Genomic DNA, 15,985 nt, shown 5'->3' with positions numbered 1-15,985 from the left:
GGTGGTGCCCGGGCCGTCAGCGGGGCGCCACCTCCGAGATCAGTTCCCGTACGCGGGTCTCGATCGCGTCGCGGATGGGGCGTACGGCCTCGACCCCCTGTCCGGCCGGGTCGTCGAGCTGCCAGTCGAGGTACCGCCTGCCGGGGAAGACGGGGCAGGCGTCGCCGCATCCCATGGTGATCACGACGTCGGACGCCTGGACGGCCTCGGTCGTGAGGACCTTGGGGGTCTGGGCGGAGATGTCGATGCCGGCCTCGCCCATCGCCTCGACCACGGCCGGGTTGACGGCGTCGGCGGGGGCCGAGCCGGCGGAGCGGACCTCGATGCGGTCGCCTGCGAGATGGGTGAGGAAGGCGGCTGCCATCTGGGAACGGCCTGCGTTGTGGACGCAGACGAACAGCACCGACGGGCGCGGGGCGGGAGTGCTCATGGTGGGTGGTCCTTCTGGAAGCGCGGGGTGTGGTCAGGAGGTGGCGGGCTCGGGCTCGCCGCTCGGGACGCCGACCTCGCGGCGGGCGGGTGCGGGAGCGGTGTCCGAGCCGTGGATGGCGGCCACCGCACCGAGTCCGACCACGGCGCCGAGCAACTGGGCGGCGACGAACGGGGCCACGGAGGCGGGCGCGATCCCGGCGAAGGTATCGGTGAAGGCCCGGCCGATGGTCACCGCGGGGTTCGCGAAGGAGGTGGAGGAGGTGAACCAGTAGGCGGCGCCGATGTAGGAGGCCACCGCGGCCGGAGCAAGCGCGGCGCGTCCGATCCGGCTGAGGCCGAAGACCAGCAGGATCAGCCCGGCGGTGGCGACGACCTCGCCCAGCCACAGGTGGCCGGCCCACCGGTCGTGGGTCGAGAACTTCACCAGCGGCTCGGCGAACATCGCGTCGGCCAGGATCGCTCCACCGATCGCACCCGCGGTCTGGGCGGTCGTGTAGGCGGCGACGTCCCGCAGCGTGAGGCCGTCCGGAGTGCGGCGGCCGGTGAACCAGGCGGCGAGGGTGACGGCGGGGTTGAAATGCGCGCCGGAGACCGGGCCGAACAGGGCGATCAGGACGCCCAGTCCGAAGACGGTGGCGATGGAGTTGGCGAGCAGCTGCACACCGACGTCGTGAGACAGCTCGACGGCCTGGATGCCGGAGCCGACCACCACCGTCACCAGCAGCCCGGTGCCGATCGCCTCGGCGGCGACGCGGCGGCCGAGCGGCGCGCTCACGCGCCGGCTCCGACGGGCTGCGCAGTGGTGAGGAACGCGCCGAGCCTGTCCAGGACGCCGGGCAGCACCCAGTAGTAGACCCAGGTGCCGCGCCGCTCGCAGTCGATGAGTCCGGCCTGGCGCAGCAGCTTGAGGTGGTGGGAGATCGTGGGCTGGGACAGGTCGAAGGCCGGGGTCAGCTCGCACACACAGACCTCGCCGCCCTGTCCGCGCGAGGCGATCATCGACATCAGGCGCAGCCGGACCGGGTCGCCCAGGGCCTTGAAGACCTTCGCCAGCTCGGCCGCCTGGTCCTCCTCCAGCGGCGCGGCGGACAGGCCCGGGCAGCAGGCGGCCTCCTGGCCGATCACCTCAAGCTCTTGTTTCGACATTCCTCTATGTTGACGTCTTTCGATTCAAGGCGCAAGCTTGCATCGATGAACATCAATGCAAGCAGGAGGAGAGGCCATGAGTGAGCAGTCCATCGACCTGCGTGAGTCCGTCCGGCAGCGGTATGCGGCCGCGGCCGTGCAGGTGACCGAGGGTGGCAGCGCCTGTTGCGGGCCCGAGCCGGTCGAGGTCGACGAGAACTTCGGCTCCACCCTGTACGCCGCGGACGAGCGCGACACCCTGCCGGCCGACGCCGTCGCCGCCTCCCTCGGCTGCGGCAATCCGACCGCCGTGGCCGAACTGCGCGAGGGTGAGCGTGTCCTCGACCTCGGTTCCGGCGGCGGCATCGACGTCCTGCTCTCCGCTCGCCGCGTCGGACCGAGGGGCAAGGCGTACGGGCTGGACATGACCGAGGAGATGCTCGCCCTCGCTCTGGCCAACACGGCGAAGGCGGGCGCCACCAACGTGGAGTTCCTCAAGGGCACCATCGAGGCGATCCCGCTGCCCGCGGACACGATCGACGTCGTGATCTCGAACTGCGTGATCAACCTGTCGGTCGACAAGTCCGCCGTCTTCGCCGAGACCTTCCGCGTCCTCAGGCCCGGCGGCCGCATCGGAGTCTCCGACGTCGTCGCCGACGACACCCTCACCACCGAACAGCGGGCGGAACGGGGGGACTACGTCGGCTGCATCGCGGGAGCGCTGTCCTTCGCCGAGTACCGCGCGGGCCTGGCGGCCGCCGGCTTCACCGGCATCGAGATCGTCCCGACCCACCAGGTCGCCGACGGCATGCACTCCGCCATCGTCCGCGCCACCAAGCCCATCACCGGCGCGACGGACGACTCCTGCTGCGGCGTCACCGGCTGCTGCACACCGTCCGAGCAGCCGGCCGACCCGTCCGTCACCGCCGGCGAGGCCAAGAGCGCCGCGGGATGCGCCTGCCGGAACTGACCCCAACCTGACCTGGACCTGTTGCCGTGCAGGGCGCCCGCCATTCGGTACGGGAAGCGTCCGACCCTGCCGAGTCCGCCCCGCACGGGCGGGTTCCCGGGCTCGGTCTGTTCAGCTCGTCTCTGCCTCGGATGCGCCCCGTCCGGGAACGCGGCCGACACAGCCACGTTCGGCAGCACCGCAGGTGCCGGTACGAGAGAGTGCTCGACGTCCACGAGCCGGGCCGGTAGCACCACGGCCGACCGGCCCCAGGGTCGGCGGCGGGACCCGGTCGGGCCCGGGGGTGTGGTCGGCGGGCGACGGCTGTACGCCCCGTCCTGCGTCGGCGCGGCGAGCACGGTCACGGTTCGTTCGCGGCGATGAGTTCCGGCCGGGTCGGGAGTCTGTTCCGGAGAACGTCGTAGAAAGCCGTACGACGCTGCCGTACGACACTTCACGGAGGACCCATGACCACCACGCCGGACGACCCGAGCACCGCGCTCTCCGACCGCCCGCCCGTTGTCGACCTGGCCACCTGGCAGAGCGCCCGTGACGAGCTTCTGGTCCGCGAGAAGGCCCACACCCGCGAGGGCGACGCCATCGCCGCGGCCCGCCGCCGGCTGCCGATGGTGGAGTTCGACGGGACGGTCGAGGTCGTCGGCCCCGACGGCCCGGTGCCGTTCCTGGACCTGTTCCAGGGGCGCGACGAGCTCGTGGTCTACAAGCACATGTGGTACGACGGCGCTCCGCACCAGGGGCAGTGCGAGGGCTGCACCACCACGGCCTGGCACCTGAAGGACGCCGTCTACCTCAACGCGCGCGGGGTCTCGTTCGCCGTCGTGACCACGGGCCCGTGGGGCGAGGTGGCGTCCTTCGTCGAGTTCATGGGCTACACCCAGCCCTGGTACTCGGTGCGGGGCGTGGACGGGCCAGTCGGAGGGGACATGGGGTACCTCACCTGCTACCTGCGCGACGGCGATCGCGCCTTCCTCACCTACTCCACGACGGGCCGTGGCAACGAACGGGTCAGCGGCTCCCTCGGCCTGCTCGACATGACCCCCTACGGCCGCGGCGAGACATGGGAGGACAACCCCGAGGGCTGGCCCGAGGGGCGCGGTGCCTGCTGGACCTGGCGCTCCGACGCGGAGGGGAACCCCACGTGGGGCCCGACCGGCCGCCCCGTGCCGCAATGGACCCGCCCCGGCGCGACCCCGGTGCAGACCCTCGGCCGACGCGGTCACCACCACTGACGTACCTTCGTCGCTCGGCGCCGGCAAAGGGAACCCGGCGCCGAGCGACACCTCCCGCATCCCTCACCGACGCTCGCTCAATCGGCAGCCGGACGCACCGAATCCCGGATCACGAGCTGCGTGCTCAGCACCACGTGGTTGTCGGAGGCGAACCCCACCTCGCGGTCCAGGGCGAGGCGTACGGCGGTGCGGCCCAGTTCCTCGTACGGGACCCGCACAGTGGTGAGGGCCGGGGTCAGGTCGGCGGCGAAGGGAACGTCGTCGAAGCCGACGACGGAGACCTCGCGCGGGACGCTGAGACCGGCCTCGCGCAGGGCGGCCAGCGCTCCCAGCGCGACCACGTCGGACCCCGCGAACACCGCCGTGAAGCCGACGCCCGTACTCAGCGCCTCCCGGGTGCGCAGGTAACCCGAGACGCGGGTGTAGTCCCCGTTCGTGTCCAGCTCATCGGCGTACGGCACGCCATGAGCGCGCAGCGCGTCCCGGTAGCCGAGGCGCCGCTCCTCCGCGCTGCTGAAGCCCGGCGCGCCGCTGAGGAACAGGACCCGCCGGTGGCCGGCCGTCAGCAGGTGAGCGGTGGCCTGGAAGGCGCCGCCGCGGTTGTCGTAGTCCACGACCGTGGCCGGCACACCCACGGGCAGCGGCGGCCTGCCGCACAGCACCAGCCGGGACCCCGCGGAGTCCAGCGCCTTGGCATAGCCGGCCATACGACGGTGATACGCGTCGTCCGTCACGGTGCCACCCACCAGGACGACCGCCGCCGCGTGTTGTTCCCGCATCAGCTGGACCAGGTCGTCCTCGCGCTTGATGTCGTCCTTGGTCGAGCACACCAGGCTGAGGCGGCCCCGGCTGCCGGCCTCCTCTTCCACCCCCGCCGCCACGTGGGCGAGGGAGGGGCCGGTGATGTCACGCAGGACAAGAGCGATGGGCCCGGCGACCCGGCCGGACAACGCCTTGGCGTGGACGTTCACGACGTAGTGGAGGGAGTCGACAGCGGCCATGACCCGCTCCCTGGTCTCCGCTGACACCGGGTAGTTGCCCGCCAACGTCCGGGAAACGGTTGCTACGGAAACCCCGGCCTTCGCGGCGACGTCGCGGATCGTGCTGGGCCTGTCCGCCGGCTTCCTCTTCCGCTTCGCCCTCTTCGGCACCTGGGCGTCGACCGGCCCCACTTCCTCGTCCGTCACGGCTCCGACGTTACTGCACCGGCTCACGCCTGTGAGTTCCGTCGTCGGAAGGCACCCTCCCGAGACGGTAAGCGTTTACCGAAGGTCAGTCGCCGAAGCAGGCCGGCCGGTGTCGATGTCAGCCGCCTCCGGTGCAGGGTCAACTCGGCTTCAGGACGACCGCCTGGCCGCCCGCCGGGGCCATGGCCACGCTCAGTGTGCTCTGCGCGGTGACGGACCGGGTGCTGACCACGACCGGGGTCTGGTACGGGGCGGCCCCGGGGGTGCCGTCGGCGTACACGGTTGCCGTGTAGGTGCCGCCGCCCAGGAACGACAGCGGGATCGACAGGGTCCGGGAGGTCTCGTTGGTCATGGCCCCGAGGTACCAGGTGTCGCCGCTCCGACGGGCCACCGCCACGTACTCGCCGATCGAACCGGCCACGGTCCGGCTCTCGTCCCAGGTCGTGGGGACGGCGTTGAACCAGGGCAGTCCCGGCCAGTTCGCCGGGTTGGCGTACTTGGACGGCTTGTCGTACCAGAAGAGGAAGTTGAGGGGCTGGTAGTACACCGCGGCCATGGCCATCTGGTGGGTGTTGGTCGTCTTGTCCCGTGACTGGCCGTAGCAGACGGTGTAGTCCATCGGGCCGCCGATGTTGCGGGCGAAGGGCAGCGTCACGTTGTGCGTGGCGGTCGGGAACTGCTCGTTGCCCCGGACGCCTTCCAGGCTGATCCAGTTGGGGTAGGTGCGTTCGTAGCCGAACGGCCGGACGTCGTCGTGCATGTCGATCAGCAACCGGTACTTGGCGGCCGTCCTCGCCCAGTCGGTGATCTGGTCGGTCATCGTCCGCGTACCGTCGTTGATGAAGCCGAGCTTGATGCCCGCGACGCCCCAGCCCTTGTAGAGGCCGAAGAGGGAGTCCGCGTCGGTCAGCGCGAGCCGGTTGACGTAGAGGAAGACACCGATGCCCTTGCTCGTGGCGTACGAGATGACGGACGGGAGGTCGATGGCCGCTATCGGTTCGGTCGCGTCGGTGGTCGTGAACTCGGGGCCGTACCAGCCGGCGTCGTACTCGACGTACTCCAGGCCCCGGGCCACGGCGAAGTCGACTCCCGCCAGGCCCGCGGCGGTACTGAGCTCGCAGCGGAAGACCTTGCCCGGCTTGATCCACGAGGTGTCGGCCAGGGCGTTGGGCGGGGCCAGGTTGAGGATCAGCTCGGCGTTGTCGACCAGTTCGGCATGGGTGGAACCGATTACTACCGCGCGCCATGGTGTGGCGAAGGGGGTCGTGACCGTGCCGGCCGGCTCGACCGGGCCGGTGCCACGGGCGGTGTGTTCCATCAGGAAGGCGGACAGGGTGCCGGGTCGGCCGTCGGTCGAACCGAGCATCAGGCGCGGGAAGCCGAGCCGGGCCGACTCGCAGACGCAGGCGATGAGCCCGTCCGCGAGGGTGGCGGTGAGCGGCAGGTCGGTGAGGGGGCCATTGTCCGTGGTGGAGGTGCCGGTGACCGGGATGGAGCCCGGCGCCACGGGGAGGTAGGCGTCCTCGTCGCGGGCGCTGTAGACGGTGGTGTCGTCGGGGAAGGCGAAGGTGGTCAGTTCCTCTGCGACGGTGGCGGTGCCTGCGTCGAGGAGGAGGTAGCGCAGCGCGACACCGGTCCTGTAGGCGCGGATCTGGACGCCGAAGCGGGTTCCGGAGACGGTGTCCCGGAGGTTCCACCGCTGTTCCTGGTAGTGGTCGGTGACGGTGGCGTTGCGTCCGTACACCGGGTTCCAGGTGGTGCGGGCGGTCCCGTGCTGGTTGCGGTTCACCGTCACGTCGCTGCCGAGGACGGTCCCGTCGCCCAGTTCGAGGCCCAGGACGGACGTGTCGACGACCGTCCTGCCGTGGTGGTCGACGGACCACCGTAGCGCTCCGTCGATCACCGACATCGTGATGGCGTTGCCGCCCATGCGCGCGGTCGCGCAGGCCGACTGGCCTGTGCCGGCCGGTACTTCGGCGGCGTAGACCGGCTGCGTGGTGACGGCCCCCGCCGCCGCCATGCCGACGGTGACTGCCGTGCCCTTGAGGACACCCCTGCGTGACAGCGCCCCCGGGCTGCCGGCTCCGTCCCGCGCAGGCTCTTCCCTGTCCTCTGTGGTTCTCATGGTGAGCCCGGCCTCTCGGTAGAGTAAACGTTTTCTACTGGAGAGTGTTGTACGTGGCCGGGGGAGCGGGGTCAAGGCCTGCGGGAGGCGCAGGCGCCGTGGATCCGCCTGGGCCTCGGGGCGGGCCGGTGTCAATGCGCCGCCGTGCTGGGCGTACTGGCGGGTGTGGCCGCGGCTGAGCAGGGTCAGGAGTCAGGAGCGTGTCAGCGCGCCCGACCCGACGCTGAAGACGCGCCTTCGTGACGCCGGGCCGGCGGTCACCGGGTAGGCAACTCCGGCCCGCGGACCACTCACGGGCGCGGAGTCGGCGATCACGACCTGCCCGGCCTGCTGGGGGACTGGTTCTTCCGCATGCGGACAGCGACGAAGAACGGTGTGTGAAGAGTCTTGAGGTAGCGGCTCTCGTCGACGTGGCGGGCTGCCTCCGTGGCCCGCGGCTCCACGAATCGTTCCAACGCGAAGCCGGCGTCGAGGAGTTCGCCCAGGAAGGTCTGCATCGTCATACGGCGGTGGGAGTTCGTGGTGCCGCTGTCCCCGAAACGCGTCTCGACGCGGTCCTCGTCGAAGTAGGAGCCGCCGTGCCAGACCCAGTCGGCGGTCGGATGGACCGTGGAGACCAGCAGAGTTCCGCCGGGACGCAGCACGCGGTCCAGTTCGGCCAGCAGTTGCCGGCGGGCCTCCAGGTGATGGTGCACCAGGGCCACGACCACCAGATCGAACGAGTCGTCCGGCAGGAAGTCGAGTGGGTCCTCCAGGTCGTGATGGTGAAGGGTGACGGCGTCGTCGTCGCCGATGCGGTCGCGGGCATGGCCCAGCAGCGTCACGCTGCCCTCCACGCCGACCACTTCGGCCGCGCCTCGTGCCCGCAGTTCGGTGATGTAGTGCCCGGCGCCGCAGCCGATGTCCAGGACGCGCAACCCGGTGACGTCACCGGCCAGGGCGAACATGGCGGGCCGGTCGGTGTGGGCGTTGTAGGGGCCGTCGGTCGCGTTGTCGGCGAAGTAGTCGCCGAGGGCCCCCTCGTAGGCGGTGTTGATAGGCATCACCGCATGCTGCCAGGGATTCAGGCAGGGACGACAGAAGACGGCAGCGGGTCACGGTCCCCGGCCAGCCGCAGTGTCGCGAAGGCCGCCAGTCCTGCCGTGACGCCGAAGGTGAGGGCGGCGGGGACGCCCCCGCCGAGAGCGGAGAACATGTGCACGGGACCCCACACGGAGGCGGTGTCGTCGATCGCCATGTGCAGGACCTGGCTCGCGAGCAGTCCCAGCACGGTCGCGCAGACCGCGCCCACCGCCATCCCCGGCGCGGTGGTCCGGGTGAGCAGGCCGGGCAGCAGACGCAGTGACCACCACACCACGGCCAGCAGGAGCCCGTCGGCGGCCCGGTACAGCAGCCAGTGTCCGAGGGGTGCGGTCGACGGCCCCGCCCAGGCGCCGAGGAGCAGCCATTGGCGCAGCAGGTCACCGGGCTCGGACAGCAGGCCGGCGCCGCTGAACGAGGTCTGAATCCAGGCCGCCACCGACTGGTACGACAGGATCACCAGGGACAGCGCGACCACCGCGGTTCCGACGCTCGCCGCCAGGCGGGCGGCGCGCGCCGGCACATCGCGCCGGGGCAGTGGTTCCGCGCCCTTGGCGGAGACGCGGGCCACGAGCACCGTGAGCAGGGCGGTGAACAGCCCCGCGAACACTGGCACCGGTCCGCTCGAGGCGATCACACCCGCCAACTGCGGCAGGACCCGGTAGCTGCCGCGCCCCCGGGACGCGATCAGCCAGGGTGCCGAGACCGTCACGGCCAAGGTCGCGGACACCGGCCCCCAGGCCCACAGCGCGACCAGCGTGCCCGGTGTACGGCCCCGCGTCGGCGGGATCCTGCGGAGCAGGAGCAACGCGCCGGCCAGGAAGAAAGCGAAGACGGCCACGAATCTGATCTGCATCGCGGTGCTGTACAGACTGGCGTAACGGGTGTCTCCGCCCGTACCCGTGCCCGGGTCCAGGGATCCGTCGGACGGCAGGGCCGCCGAGGAGTCGTACGACCAGGGCATGAGCCATCGCCGGAGTTCGTTCACGGAGTCCACGTCGAACACGCTGGTGCTGCCGCGCAGTTGCAGTGCCTGCGCGCTCGCCCCCGCCCACCACAGCAACAACGTGATCAGCAGGCCTCCGACCAGGGCCGGTATGACCGCGCGCCGGTATGTCATGGTGCTTCCCCCCGTTTTGCCCCTGTGTCCGTGGCGTCTCGAACAGAGGAAGAGTAGGGGGCGGTGATCTCGTGCGGACGGGCGGGGCGATCACTCCTGTCGTTCTCGGGCGCGGACCAGGCCGGTCTCGAGGTGATGACGAGGAGCTGGGTGCAGCCGTGGGCGCCGAGTTCGGATCCGGAGGGTGCTCACGAACGCCGGACCGGGCGCTGTCCGTGCCGTCCGCCAGGGCACGGACCGAGGCCGCGTCGGTCCGCTCGGCGTGGCCGGTCCGACCAGCGCGTGACTCCCGGAGCCGACCCACCGCGGATATCGTCGACGTCGCCTGACCAACGACGAAGGCAGAGAAGTGACCACGCAGACGCACCCCGTCGATCATGAACTCGTCCAAGCCGCGGCGCACGTCGCTCGCACGCGTTGCCGGGGCGACAACCACACCATGGCGGCCGCGGCCCGTGCCCGCGACGGGCGGATCATCACCGCCGTGAACGCCTACCACTTCACGGGAGGCCCCTGCGCCGAACTGGTCCTCATCGGCGCGGCGGCCGCCCAGGGCGCCTACGAACTGGAGACGATCGTCGCCGTGGGGGACCGCGACCGAGGGGTTGTTCCACCGTGCGGCCGGTGCCGGCAGGTCCTTCTCGACTACTTCCCCGATCTCGAGGTCATCGTCGGCGAAGGCACCCGCACCCGGACCGTGCGCATCACCGACCTGCTGCCCGAGAGCTACGTCTGGGCCGATCACCAGCTCGCCGCCGAATGACACTGACCCCTGACGACGCTGTCGACGAGAGCGTGGCATGGTCATCGGTCCAGTGGACAGCAGCCTCGTAAGGCCTGCCCCGGAGCCGGCGGCCCACCCGACACAAGGAGCGACAACCATGCGGTACCGCACACTCGGCAGCTCGGACCTGAACGTCTCGGAGATCTCGCTCGGGTCCTGGCTCACCTACTCCGGAGGCGTCGAGGCGGACGCGACCCGCGCCTGCACCGAGGCGGCCTTCGACGCGGGCATCAACTTCTTCGACACCGCCAACGCCTACGGACGGGGAGCCGCAGAGACGGCCTGGGGCGAGATCCTGTCCGCCCATCCCCGTGACTCCTACATCCTGGCCACCAAGGTCTACTTCCCGATGTCGGACGACCCTGCCGACAGCGGGCTGTCCCCCGCCCACATCGCCCAGCAGATCGACGCCTCCCTCACCCGCCTCAAGACCGACCACGTCGACCTGTACCAGGCACACCGCTTCGACTCCGGCGTGCCGATCGAGGACACCGTCGAGGCGTTCCAGAAGGTCGTCGAGCAGGGCAAGGCCCGCTACATCGGCTTCAGCGAGTGGCCCCCCGAACAGATCCGGGCAGCGATCGACATCGCCGGCCCCGATCTGTTCGTCTCCTCCCAGCCGCAGTACTCCATGCTCTGGCAGGCCCCCGAGGCCGAGGTGTTCGATCTGTGCGCCGCCAACGGCATCTCCCAGATCGTCTGGTCGCCGCTGGCGCAGGGCGTCCTCACCGGCAAGTACAAGCCCGGACAGCCCGTCCCCGAAGGAAGCCGGTTCGCCTCCGAGGACATGGCGGTCTCCCAGGACCTCGTCTACAGCGACGCCATCCTCGAAGCGGTCCAGCGCCTCGTCCCGATCGCGGAGGAGGCGGGGATGAGCATGGCCACCCTGGCGCTCGCGTGGGTCCTGCGCCGCGACGAGGTCGCCTCCGCGATCACCGGTGCCTCCCGCCCCGACCAGGTCCACGCCAACGCCGCCGCCTCCGGCGTGGAACTCTCCGACGACCTGCTGACCGCCGTCGACCAGGCCCTCGGTGACGTCCCCGTCGCCGAACCCACCCTCGCCCCCGGCGCCCAGGCCGGCATCAAGCACCGCTGAGCCGGTACGGCGGGTGGGTCCGGCGGAAGGCCCTGGTGAGACGCCGGTACGGCGGGTGGGTCCGGCGGAAGGCCCCGGTGAAACGCCGGTGTGAAGGGTGGGTCCGGCGGAAGGCCCCGGTGAAACGCCCGCACGGCAGGTGAAGAAGGTGCCGAAGTCACCGTGCACCGGCACCTTCCCCGCCGGGAAGACCGCCCGTCCGCCGTGGCGCGTCATCAGCCTCTCGGCGCGTCCAGGCGGCTCCCGGATCGCGACGGCCTGCGCGGCCCGCGAGCGGCCCCGGCCACCGGGGAACCTGCCGATCCGGTGCGCGAGGAGGTCGCCCGCCGTCACGGCACGGGCCGCGGCGGCGATCACACCGGGCAGGCTGATGTGGCCGCCGCGGACCGGCGCGCCCGCGGGAGTGTGCGTTCAGCAGCTGCTGGTCCAGATGTGCGAGTCTCCCCGGTCGTTGGCTGCCGCGTTGTACGGCACCTCCTGCCCGGGGCTCAGGCAGATGGTGACACCGCCGCCCTGCCAGGCACTGGCGTACACCTTGACGTGGTCCTTGATGCCCGGGCCCGAGATGCCGTGGTTGGCCCACGAGCTGTCCTCGTCCGCGATGTTGCTCTCCCACCAGCCGTCGTCGCCGGTCCAACCCACCGACAGCCCGCCGTAGTTGGCGTCGGTGTAGGCGCAGAAGCTCCCCTGGCCGCAGGGTGCGGCGGCCTGGGCCGTGCCCGGTACGACGGCCAGGGCGGTGCCGGCGGCGAGGAACAGTCCGGCCGCGGTGATGAAGGTCTTGCGCATGATGTCGATCCCTTCGATGTGGTGTTGGTGAGGTGACAGGAAAGGGCCTCAGAGGTCGTGCCGCACGGCGTACCGCAGCCCGTGGTCCCGCAGCTGCCGGTGCTCGGCGATCACGTCGGCGTACTCGGCGCGCAGCTCGGCGGCGTACCGCTTCTCCAGCCGGGCACCGGTCCGGGCGAGGTCCGTGCGCCGCACGCACCGTGCCTCGGCCACGGCGAACCGCTGTTGCAGGGCGGTCGCTTCCCGTGGAGTGAGGCCACGGGCCCGGCGCTGCCACGCACTGCGCAGCTCCCCGGGGCTGTCGGCCTGCTGTACGGGGGCGACACAGCGCGACCAGCGGGCGAGTGCGGCCCGGTGGACGGGGTCCTGGGTCACCCGTCGGTGAGCGGCGGCAGCGAGGTTGTTGACCGTGACCTCGGTGCGGAACCAGCGGTCCAGGTCGCCGTAGAGGACCCGCTGTGCCTCGGCCAGACAGCCGTCGCTGTTCGCCTGGACGACCAGTCCGGTGGCCGTGCGGGTGGACAGCTCACGGCGCCCGGTGCCGAACAGGGCGTCGGACAGGCGCTGTTGCTCCTTGGAAGCGCCGGCCTCCTGCTGCCGTGAGCTCCGCTCCACCGGGATGCCGAACCCGTGCCGGGCCGCCCAGCCGGGATCGTCGATCCCGTACGGGAACTCCCGCCGCGGAGCGGCTCCCCGGCCCTGCCCGTCGCCGCCCTCGGCACGCGCCGTTACCTGGCGCTCCGTCAGACACCGTCGCACAAGCGTGGATTCGGCGCTCTTCAGCAGATCGTCCTGCGCGCGGACGGACCGTGGTACGGAACCCGGTGCGCTCCCGTCGCCGCCGTCCGCGCAGCCGCCCACCAGGGTGGCCGCACACACGGACAGCGCCACTGCGGAGACAAACCTCGAAGCCCGCACCGCGGACACCCCCGTCCTTCGCCCGCCCGTAAAACCGCGGCGGGCTCAGCCGTTCCGACTCCTCGTCGGCTCGCCATCCAGTACAGGGGAGCGCGGGACGGCTGTGATCCTCGGAAGTCATAGGGCGGGTCGTGCGGGCGATGCGTGATTGACGCCCCCGCGCCCCCTGCCTACCGTCACCCCAACACGTCTGAACAGGCAGGTCGACGATGACAGACTCCTCGGGATCCCCCGACAGCAGATCCACCGCCCGGCAGCTCCAGGTGGAGACCCACGGGCTGGACGTGATCGGCGACGCAGAACGCAAGGGCACCCCGCGGACGCTGTTCTGGCCGTGGTTCGGCGCCAACGTGTCCATCCTCGGCCTGAGTTACGGCTCCTTCGCGCTGGGCTTCGGGATCTCCTTCTGGCAGGCGCTGGTGGCCGGCGTGATCGGGATCGTCTTCTCGTTCCTGCTGTGCGGCTTCGTCGCGGTTGCCGGCAAGCGGGGCTCCGCGCCGACGATGGTGCTCGGCCGTGCCGCCTACGGGGTGCGCGGCAACCGCCTTCCGTCGGTGGTCTCCTGGGTGCTCACCGTCGGCTGGGAGACCGTACTGTGCGCCCTCGCCACCCTGGCCACGGCGACCGTCTTCGGACGGCTCGGCTGGGGCGGCGGCACCAAGACCCAGGTGATCGCCCTGATCGTGGTCGCGGGGCTCACCGTCGTCGGCGGGGTGATGGGCTTCGACCTGATCATGCGCCTCCAGACCGTGATCACCGTGGTGACGGGCGTACTGACCGTCGTCTACGTCGGGCTGGTCGCCGACCACATCCACTGGAGCTCCGTGAGTGCCCTCCCGGCGGGCTCCGCCCAGGAGTTCATCGGCGCGCTGGTCTTCATGATGACCGGCTTCGGTCTCGGCTGGGTCAACGCCGCCGCCGACTACTCCCGCTATCTGCCCCGCACTTCGTCGAGCCGGGGCGTGGTCGGCTGGACCACCTTCGGCGCGTCCGTGGCCCCGCTGCTCCTGCTGGTCTGCGGGCTGCTGCTGGCCGGATCGTCCACCGAGCTCAGCCAGGCCGTCGCCGCCGACCCCATCGGCGCGCTCACCACCATCCTGCCCACCTGGTTCCTGGTGCCCTTCGCCGTCGTCGCGGTGCTCGGCCTGGTCGGCGGCGCGGTCCTCGACATCTACTCCTCGGGTCTCGCCCTGCTCTCGGCGGGCCTCAGGATCCCGCGCCCGCTGGCGGCGCTCGTCGACGGTGTCCTGATGATCGCGGGCTCGATCTACATCGTGTTCTTCGCCGACGACTTCCTGGGCCAGTTCATGGGCTTCCTCACCACCCTCGGTGTCCCCATCGCCGCCTGGTGCGGCATCATGCTCGCCGACCTCTCCCTGCGCCGCCGTGACTACGACGAGGCCGACCTCTACCGTCCGAGCGGCCGCTACGGCGACGTGCCGCCCACCCCGCTGATCCTGACGGTTCTCGCCACCGCCCTCGGCTGGGGCCTGGTCACCAACTCGGCCGCGAGCTGGCTGGACTGGCAGGGCTATCTCCTCGACCCCTTCGGTCTCGGTGGCAAGTCCGGCGCCTGGGCCTACGCCAACCTCGGGGTTCTGGCGGCCCTGGCCCTCGGCTTCCTCGGCACGCTGGCCTTCGGCCGCGGGCGGGTCCGCGCACAGGAGGGCGCCGTATGACGACCGGTGTGCTGGCCGTCATCGACATGCAGCGCGTGTTCGCCGAGCCCGGCAGTCCCTGGGCCACCCCTCGTTTCGCCGAGGCTGCGGCAGGCGTACGGCGGCTGCTGCCGGCCTTCGCCGAACGGGTCACGTTCACCCGCTTCGTGGCCCCTGACCGGCCCACCGGCGCCTGGCGGGCGTACTACGCGCGGTGGGCCTTCGCCCTGCAGCCGCCGGACGCCCCGCTGTGGCGGCTCACCGACGAGTTCGCCGACCGGGCACCGCACATCATGGACGCGACCACCTTCGGCAAGTGGACCCCCGAACTCGCCACCCGGGTCGGCCCCGAGGGCCGCCTGGTCCTGGCCGGTGTCAGCACCGACTGCTGCGTCCTGTCCACGGCCCTCGCCGCCGCCGACGCGGGCGTCGAGACCCTGGTGGTGTCCGACGCCTGCGCCGGCGTCGACGACGACTCCCATGCCAGGGCGCTGGACGTGATGGCGCTGTACGGGCCGCTGATCCGGGTCGTCACCGTGGATCAACTGATAGGAAACTGAAGGCACTTGGCGGTATCCGGTCGGTACCGGGCAGCGCCCGGCCGTGTTGAATCGCTCGTAGCGCTTCACGAACGGACGGCTCCCACACGCCAGGAGGCATCGTGACCGCCGCACCCGAGACCGGCCTCATCGAGTGGGAGATCATCGAACGGGCCGTGGCCCTCAGGCGCGCTGCTCGCTCGCCAGGCGGAGACCCCTTCGAGCATGTACGAGCCTCTCCTGCGGCGGGTGGGTTGCGACACGCTCGGTCTGCCCTCGGAGCACATCGCGCTGATTCCCTGAGGTCCCGAACGCATGCTCTGGGCACGCTCGGGTACGCGAGCAGCACCGCGCCCCGGGCGATCATGTCCGCGGGCGGGCCGCACGACCGCCGCTACCAGGGGATCTGCCATGGACACACCCGCCAATGACAACACCGCCACACCGGCCCAGCGGGCGCTGGACGCGCTGACGCAGAACACCGAGGACGCGACGGCGCTGGACACGCTCGCCACCAGTGACGTGCTCATTCCGGTGCCCGACGACGCCGCGGACGAGGACACGACCGTGGCGCTGCCCGTGCTGGAACAGCAGGACGGCGCTCCTGTGGTGCCCGTGTTCACCTCGGAGACGGAGATGGCCGAACTGCTTCCGTTCGTGTCCCGTTACCGTTTGGTGCCGCTGGGCGCTCTCGCCGCGCAGTGGCCGGACGGCGATCTGTCGCTCTCGATCGACGCCAGCTCCTCGCATCCGCTGACGCTCACGTCCGAGGGCGTGCGCACCCTGCTGGCTCGGCCGTAGGGCTGACCACACAGTGAGGCTCGGCCACCGCATGTGACGGAGAGGGAGCGGCCGGGCCCGTAGAGGGGTGCGGACCGCTCCCGCTGCCGCACCCCGGTTGTCGCCTGCGGAAACAGAGCTGAGCGGCGCCGA

General features: G+C 71.1%; 16 protein-coding genes. 7 read left to right on the top strand and 9 right to left on the bottom strand.

Features of this window, described 5'->3' with window-relative positions:
* Positions 1 to 16: 16 nt before the first annotated feature.
* The 3 genes from BFN33_RS06040 to BFN33_RS06030 are packed head-to-tail and all read right to left on the bottom strand — an operon-like array spanning position 17 to position 1,578.
* Positions 17 to 430 carry an arsenate reductase ArsC gene (locus BFN33_RS06040; RefSeq protein WP_069758741.1) on the bottom strand — a complete coding sequence of 138 codons (414 nt, stop codon included), beginning with the start codon at positions 428 to 430 and terminating at the stop codon, positions 17 to 19.
* 33 nt (positions 431 to 463) lie between these two features.
* Complete coding sequence (locus BFN33_RS06035; protein WP_069758740.1) at positions 464 to 1,207, bottom strand: MIP/aquaporin family protein; 744 nt, start codon at positions 1,205 to 1,207, stop codon at positions 464 to 466.
* The gene (locus BFN33_RS06030) at positions 1,204 to 1,578 is read right to left on the bottom strand and encodes a helix-turn-helix transcriptional regulator (protein WP_079140646.1); all 375 of its coding nucleotides are present in this window, start codon (positions 1,576 to 1,578) and stop codon (positions 1,204 to 1,206) included. Before BFN33_RS06030 ends, BFN33_RS06035 begins: the two co-directional genes overlap by 4 nt.
* A 76-nt stretch (positions 1,579 to 1,654) precedes the next feature.
* On the opposite strand from BFN33_RS06030, the gene arsM reads away from it, so the two are divergent.
* The gene (gene arsM / locus BFN33_RS06025) at positions 1,655 to 2,527 is read left to right on the top strand and encodes an arsenite methyltransferase (protein WP_069758738.1); all 873 of its coding nucleotides are present in this window, start codon (positions 1,655 to 1,657) and stop codon (positions 2,525 to 2,527) included.
* A gap of 446 nt (positions 2,528 to 2,973) precedes the next feature.
* The gene (locus tag BFN33_RS06020; protein ID WP_069758737.1) at positions 2,974 to 3,756 is read left to right on the top strand and encodes a DUF899 domain-containing protein; all 783 of its coding nucleotides are present in this window, start codon (positions 2,974 to 2,976) and stop codon (positions 3,754 to 3,756) included.
* Positions 3,757 to 3,833: 77 nt separating this feature from the next.
* On the opposite strand, the gene BFN33_RS06015 is transcribed toward BFN33_RS06020, so the two are convergent.
* The 4 genes from BFN33_RS06015 to BFN33_RS06000 form a co-directional block, all read right to left on the bottom strand.
* Entirely contained in the window at positions 3,834 to 4,943 is a 1,110-nt protein-coding gene (locus tag BFN33_RS06015; protein ID WP_079140644.1) for a LacI family DNA-binding transcriptional regulator, read from the bottom strand.
* A 139-nt stretch (positions 4,944 to 5,082) separates the two neighbouring features.
* Entirely contained in the window at positions 5,083 to 7,068 is a 1,986-nt protein-coding gene (locus tag BFN33_RS06010) for a glycoside hydrolase family 97 protein (RefSeq protein ID WP_069758736.1), read from the bottom strand.
* 311 nt (positions 7,069 to 7,379) lie between these two features.
* Positions 7,380 to 8,111, bottom strand: a complete 732-nt coding sequence (locus BFN33_RS06005) for a class I SAM-dependent methyltransferase (RefSeq protein ID WP_069758735.1) — start codon at positions 8,109 to 8,111, stop codon at positions 7,380 to 7,382.
* Positions 8,112 to 8,131: 20 nt separating this feature from the next.
* Positions 8,132 to 9,268, bottom strand: coding sequence for a hypothetical protein (locus BFN33_RS06000; RefSeq protein ID WP_069758734.1), 1,137 nt, complete (start codon positions 9,266 to 9,268; stop codon positions 8,132 to 8,134).
* Positions 9,269 to 9,617: 349 nt separating this feature from the next.
* On the opposite strand from BFN33_RS06000, the gene BFN33_RS05995 reads away from it, so the two are divergent.
* Positions 9,618 to 10,031 (top strand): cytidine deaminase, encoded by a 414-nt coding sequence (locus tag BFN33_RS05995; RefSeq protein WP_069758733.1) that lies wholly within the window; start codon positions 9,618 to 9,620, stop codon positions 10,029 to 10,031.
* A gap of 118 nt (positions 10,032 to 10,149) precedes the next feature.
* Positions 10,150 to 11,148 carry an aldo/keto reductase family protein gene (locus BFN33_RS05990; protein ID WP_069758732.1) on the top strand — a complete coding sequence of 333 codons (999 nt, stop codon included), beginning with the start codon at positions 10,150 to 10,152 and terminating at the stop codon, positions 11,146 to 11,148.
* 411 nt (positions 11,149 to 11,559) lie between these two features.
* On the opposite strand, the gene BFN33_RS05985 is transcribed toward BFN33_RS05990, so the two are convergent.
* Positions 11,560 to 11,937 carry a peptidase inhibitor family I36 protein gene (locus BFN33_RS05985; protein WP_069758731.1) on the bottom strand — a complete coding sequence of 126 codons (378 nt, stop codon included), beginning with the start codon at positions 11,935 to 11,937 and terminating at the stop codon, positions 11,560 to 11,562.
* Positions 11,938 to 11,985: 48 nt separating this feature from the next.
* Positions 11,986 to 12,828 (bottom strand): hypothetical protein, encoded by an 843-nt coding sequence (locus BFN33_RS05980; RefSeq protein ID WP_069758730.1) that lies wholly within the window; start codon positions 12,826 to 12,828, stop codon positions 11,986 to 11,988.
* 236 nt (positions 12,829 to 13,064) lie between these two features.
* Here BFN33_RS05980 and BFN33_RS05975 point away from each other — a divergent pair, with 236 nt between their 5' ends.
* The 3 genes from BFN33_RS05975 (at position 13,065) to BFN33_RS05965 (ending at position 15,853) form a co-directional block, all read left to right on the top strand.
* A complete protein-coding gene (locus tag BFN33_RS05975) occupies positions 13,065 to 14,534 on the top strand; it encodes a cytosine permease (RefSeq protein ID WP_069758729.1) in 1,470 nt (489 codons plus the stop codon).
* Positions 14,531 to 15,073, top strand: a complete 543-nt coding sequence (locus BFN33_RS05970; protein WP_069758728.1) for a cysteine hydrolase family protein — start codon at positions 14,531 to 14,533, stop codon at positions 15,071 to 15,073. Before BFN33_RS05975 ends, BFN33_RS05970 begins: the two co-directional genes overlap by 4 nt.
* A 390-nt stretch (positions 15,074 to 15,463) precedes the next feature.
* On the top strand, positions 15,464 to 15,853 hold the full coding sequence (locus BFN33_RS05965) for an SseB family protein (RefSeq protein WP_069758727.1): 390 nt from the start codon (positions 15,464 to 15,466) through the stop codon (positions 15,851 to 15,853).
* The last annotated feature ends 132 nt before the right edge of the window (positions 15,854 to 15,985 follow it).

The sequence above is a fragment of the Streptomyces sp. LUP47B genome, from assembly GCF_001746295.1.
Classification (GTDB): domain Bacteria; phylum Actinomycetota; class Actinomycetes; order Streptomycetales; family Streptomycetaceae; genus Streptomyces.
Note: the sequence above shows the minus strand (reverse complement) of the source record. Positions and strands in the feature narration are given on the sequence as shown.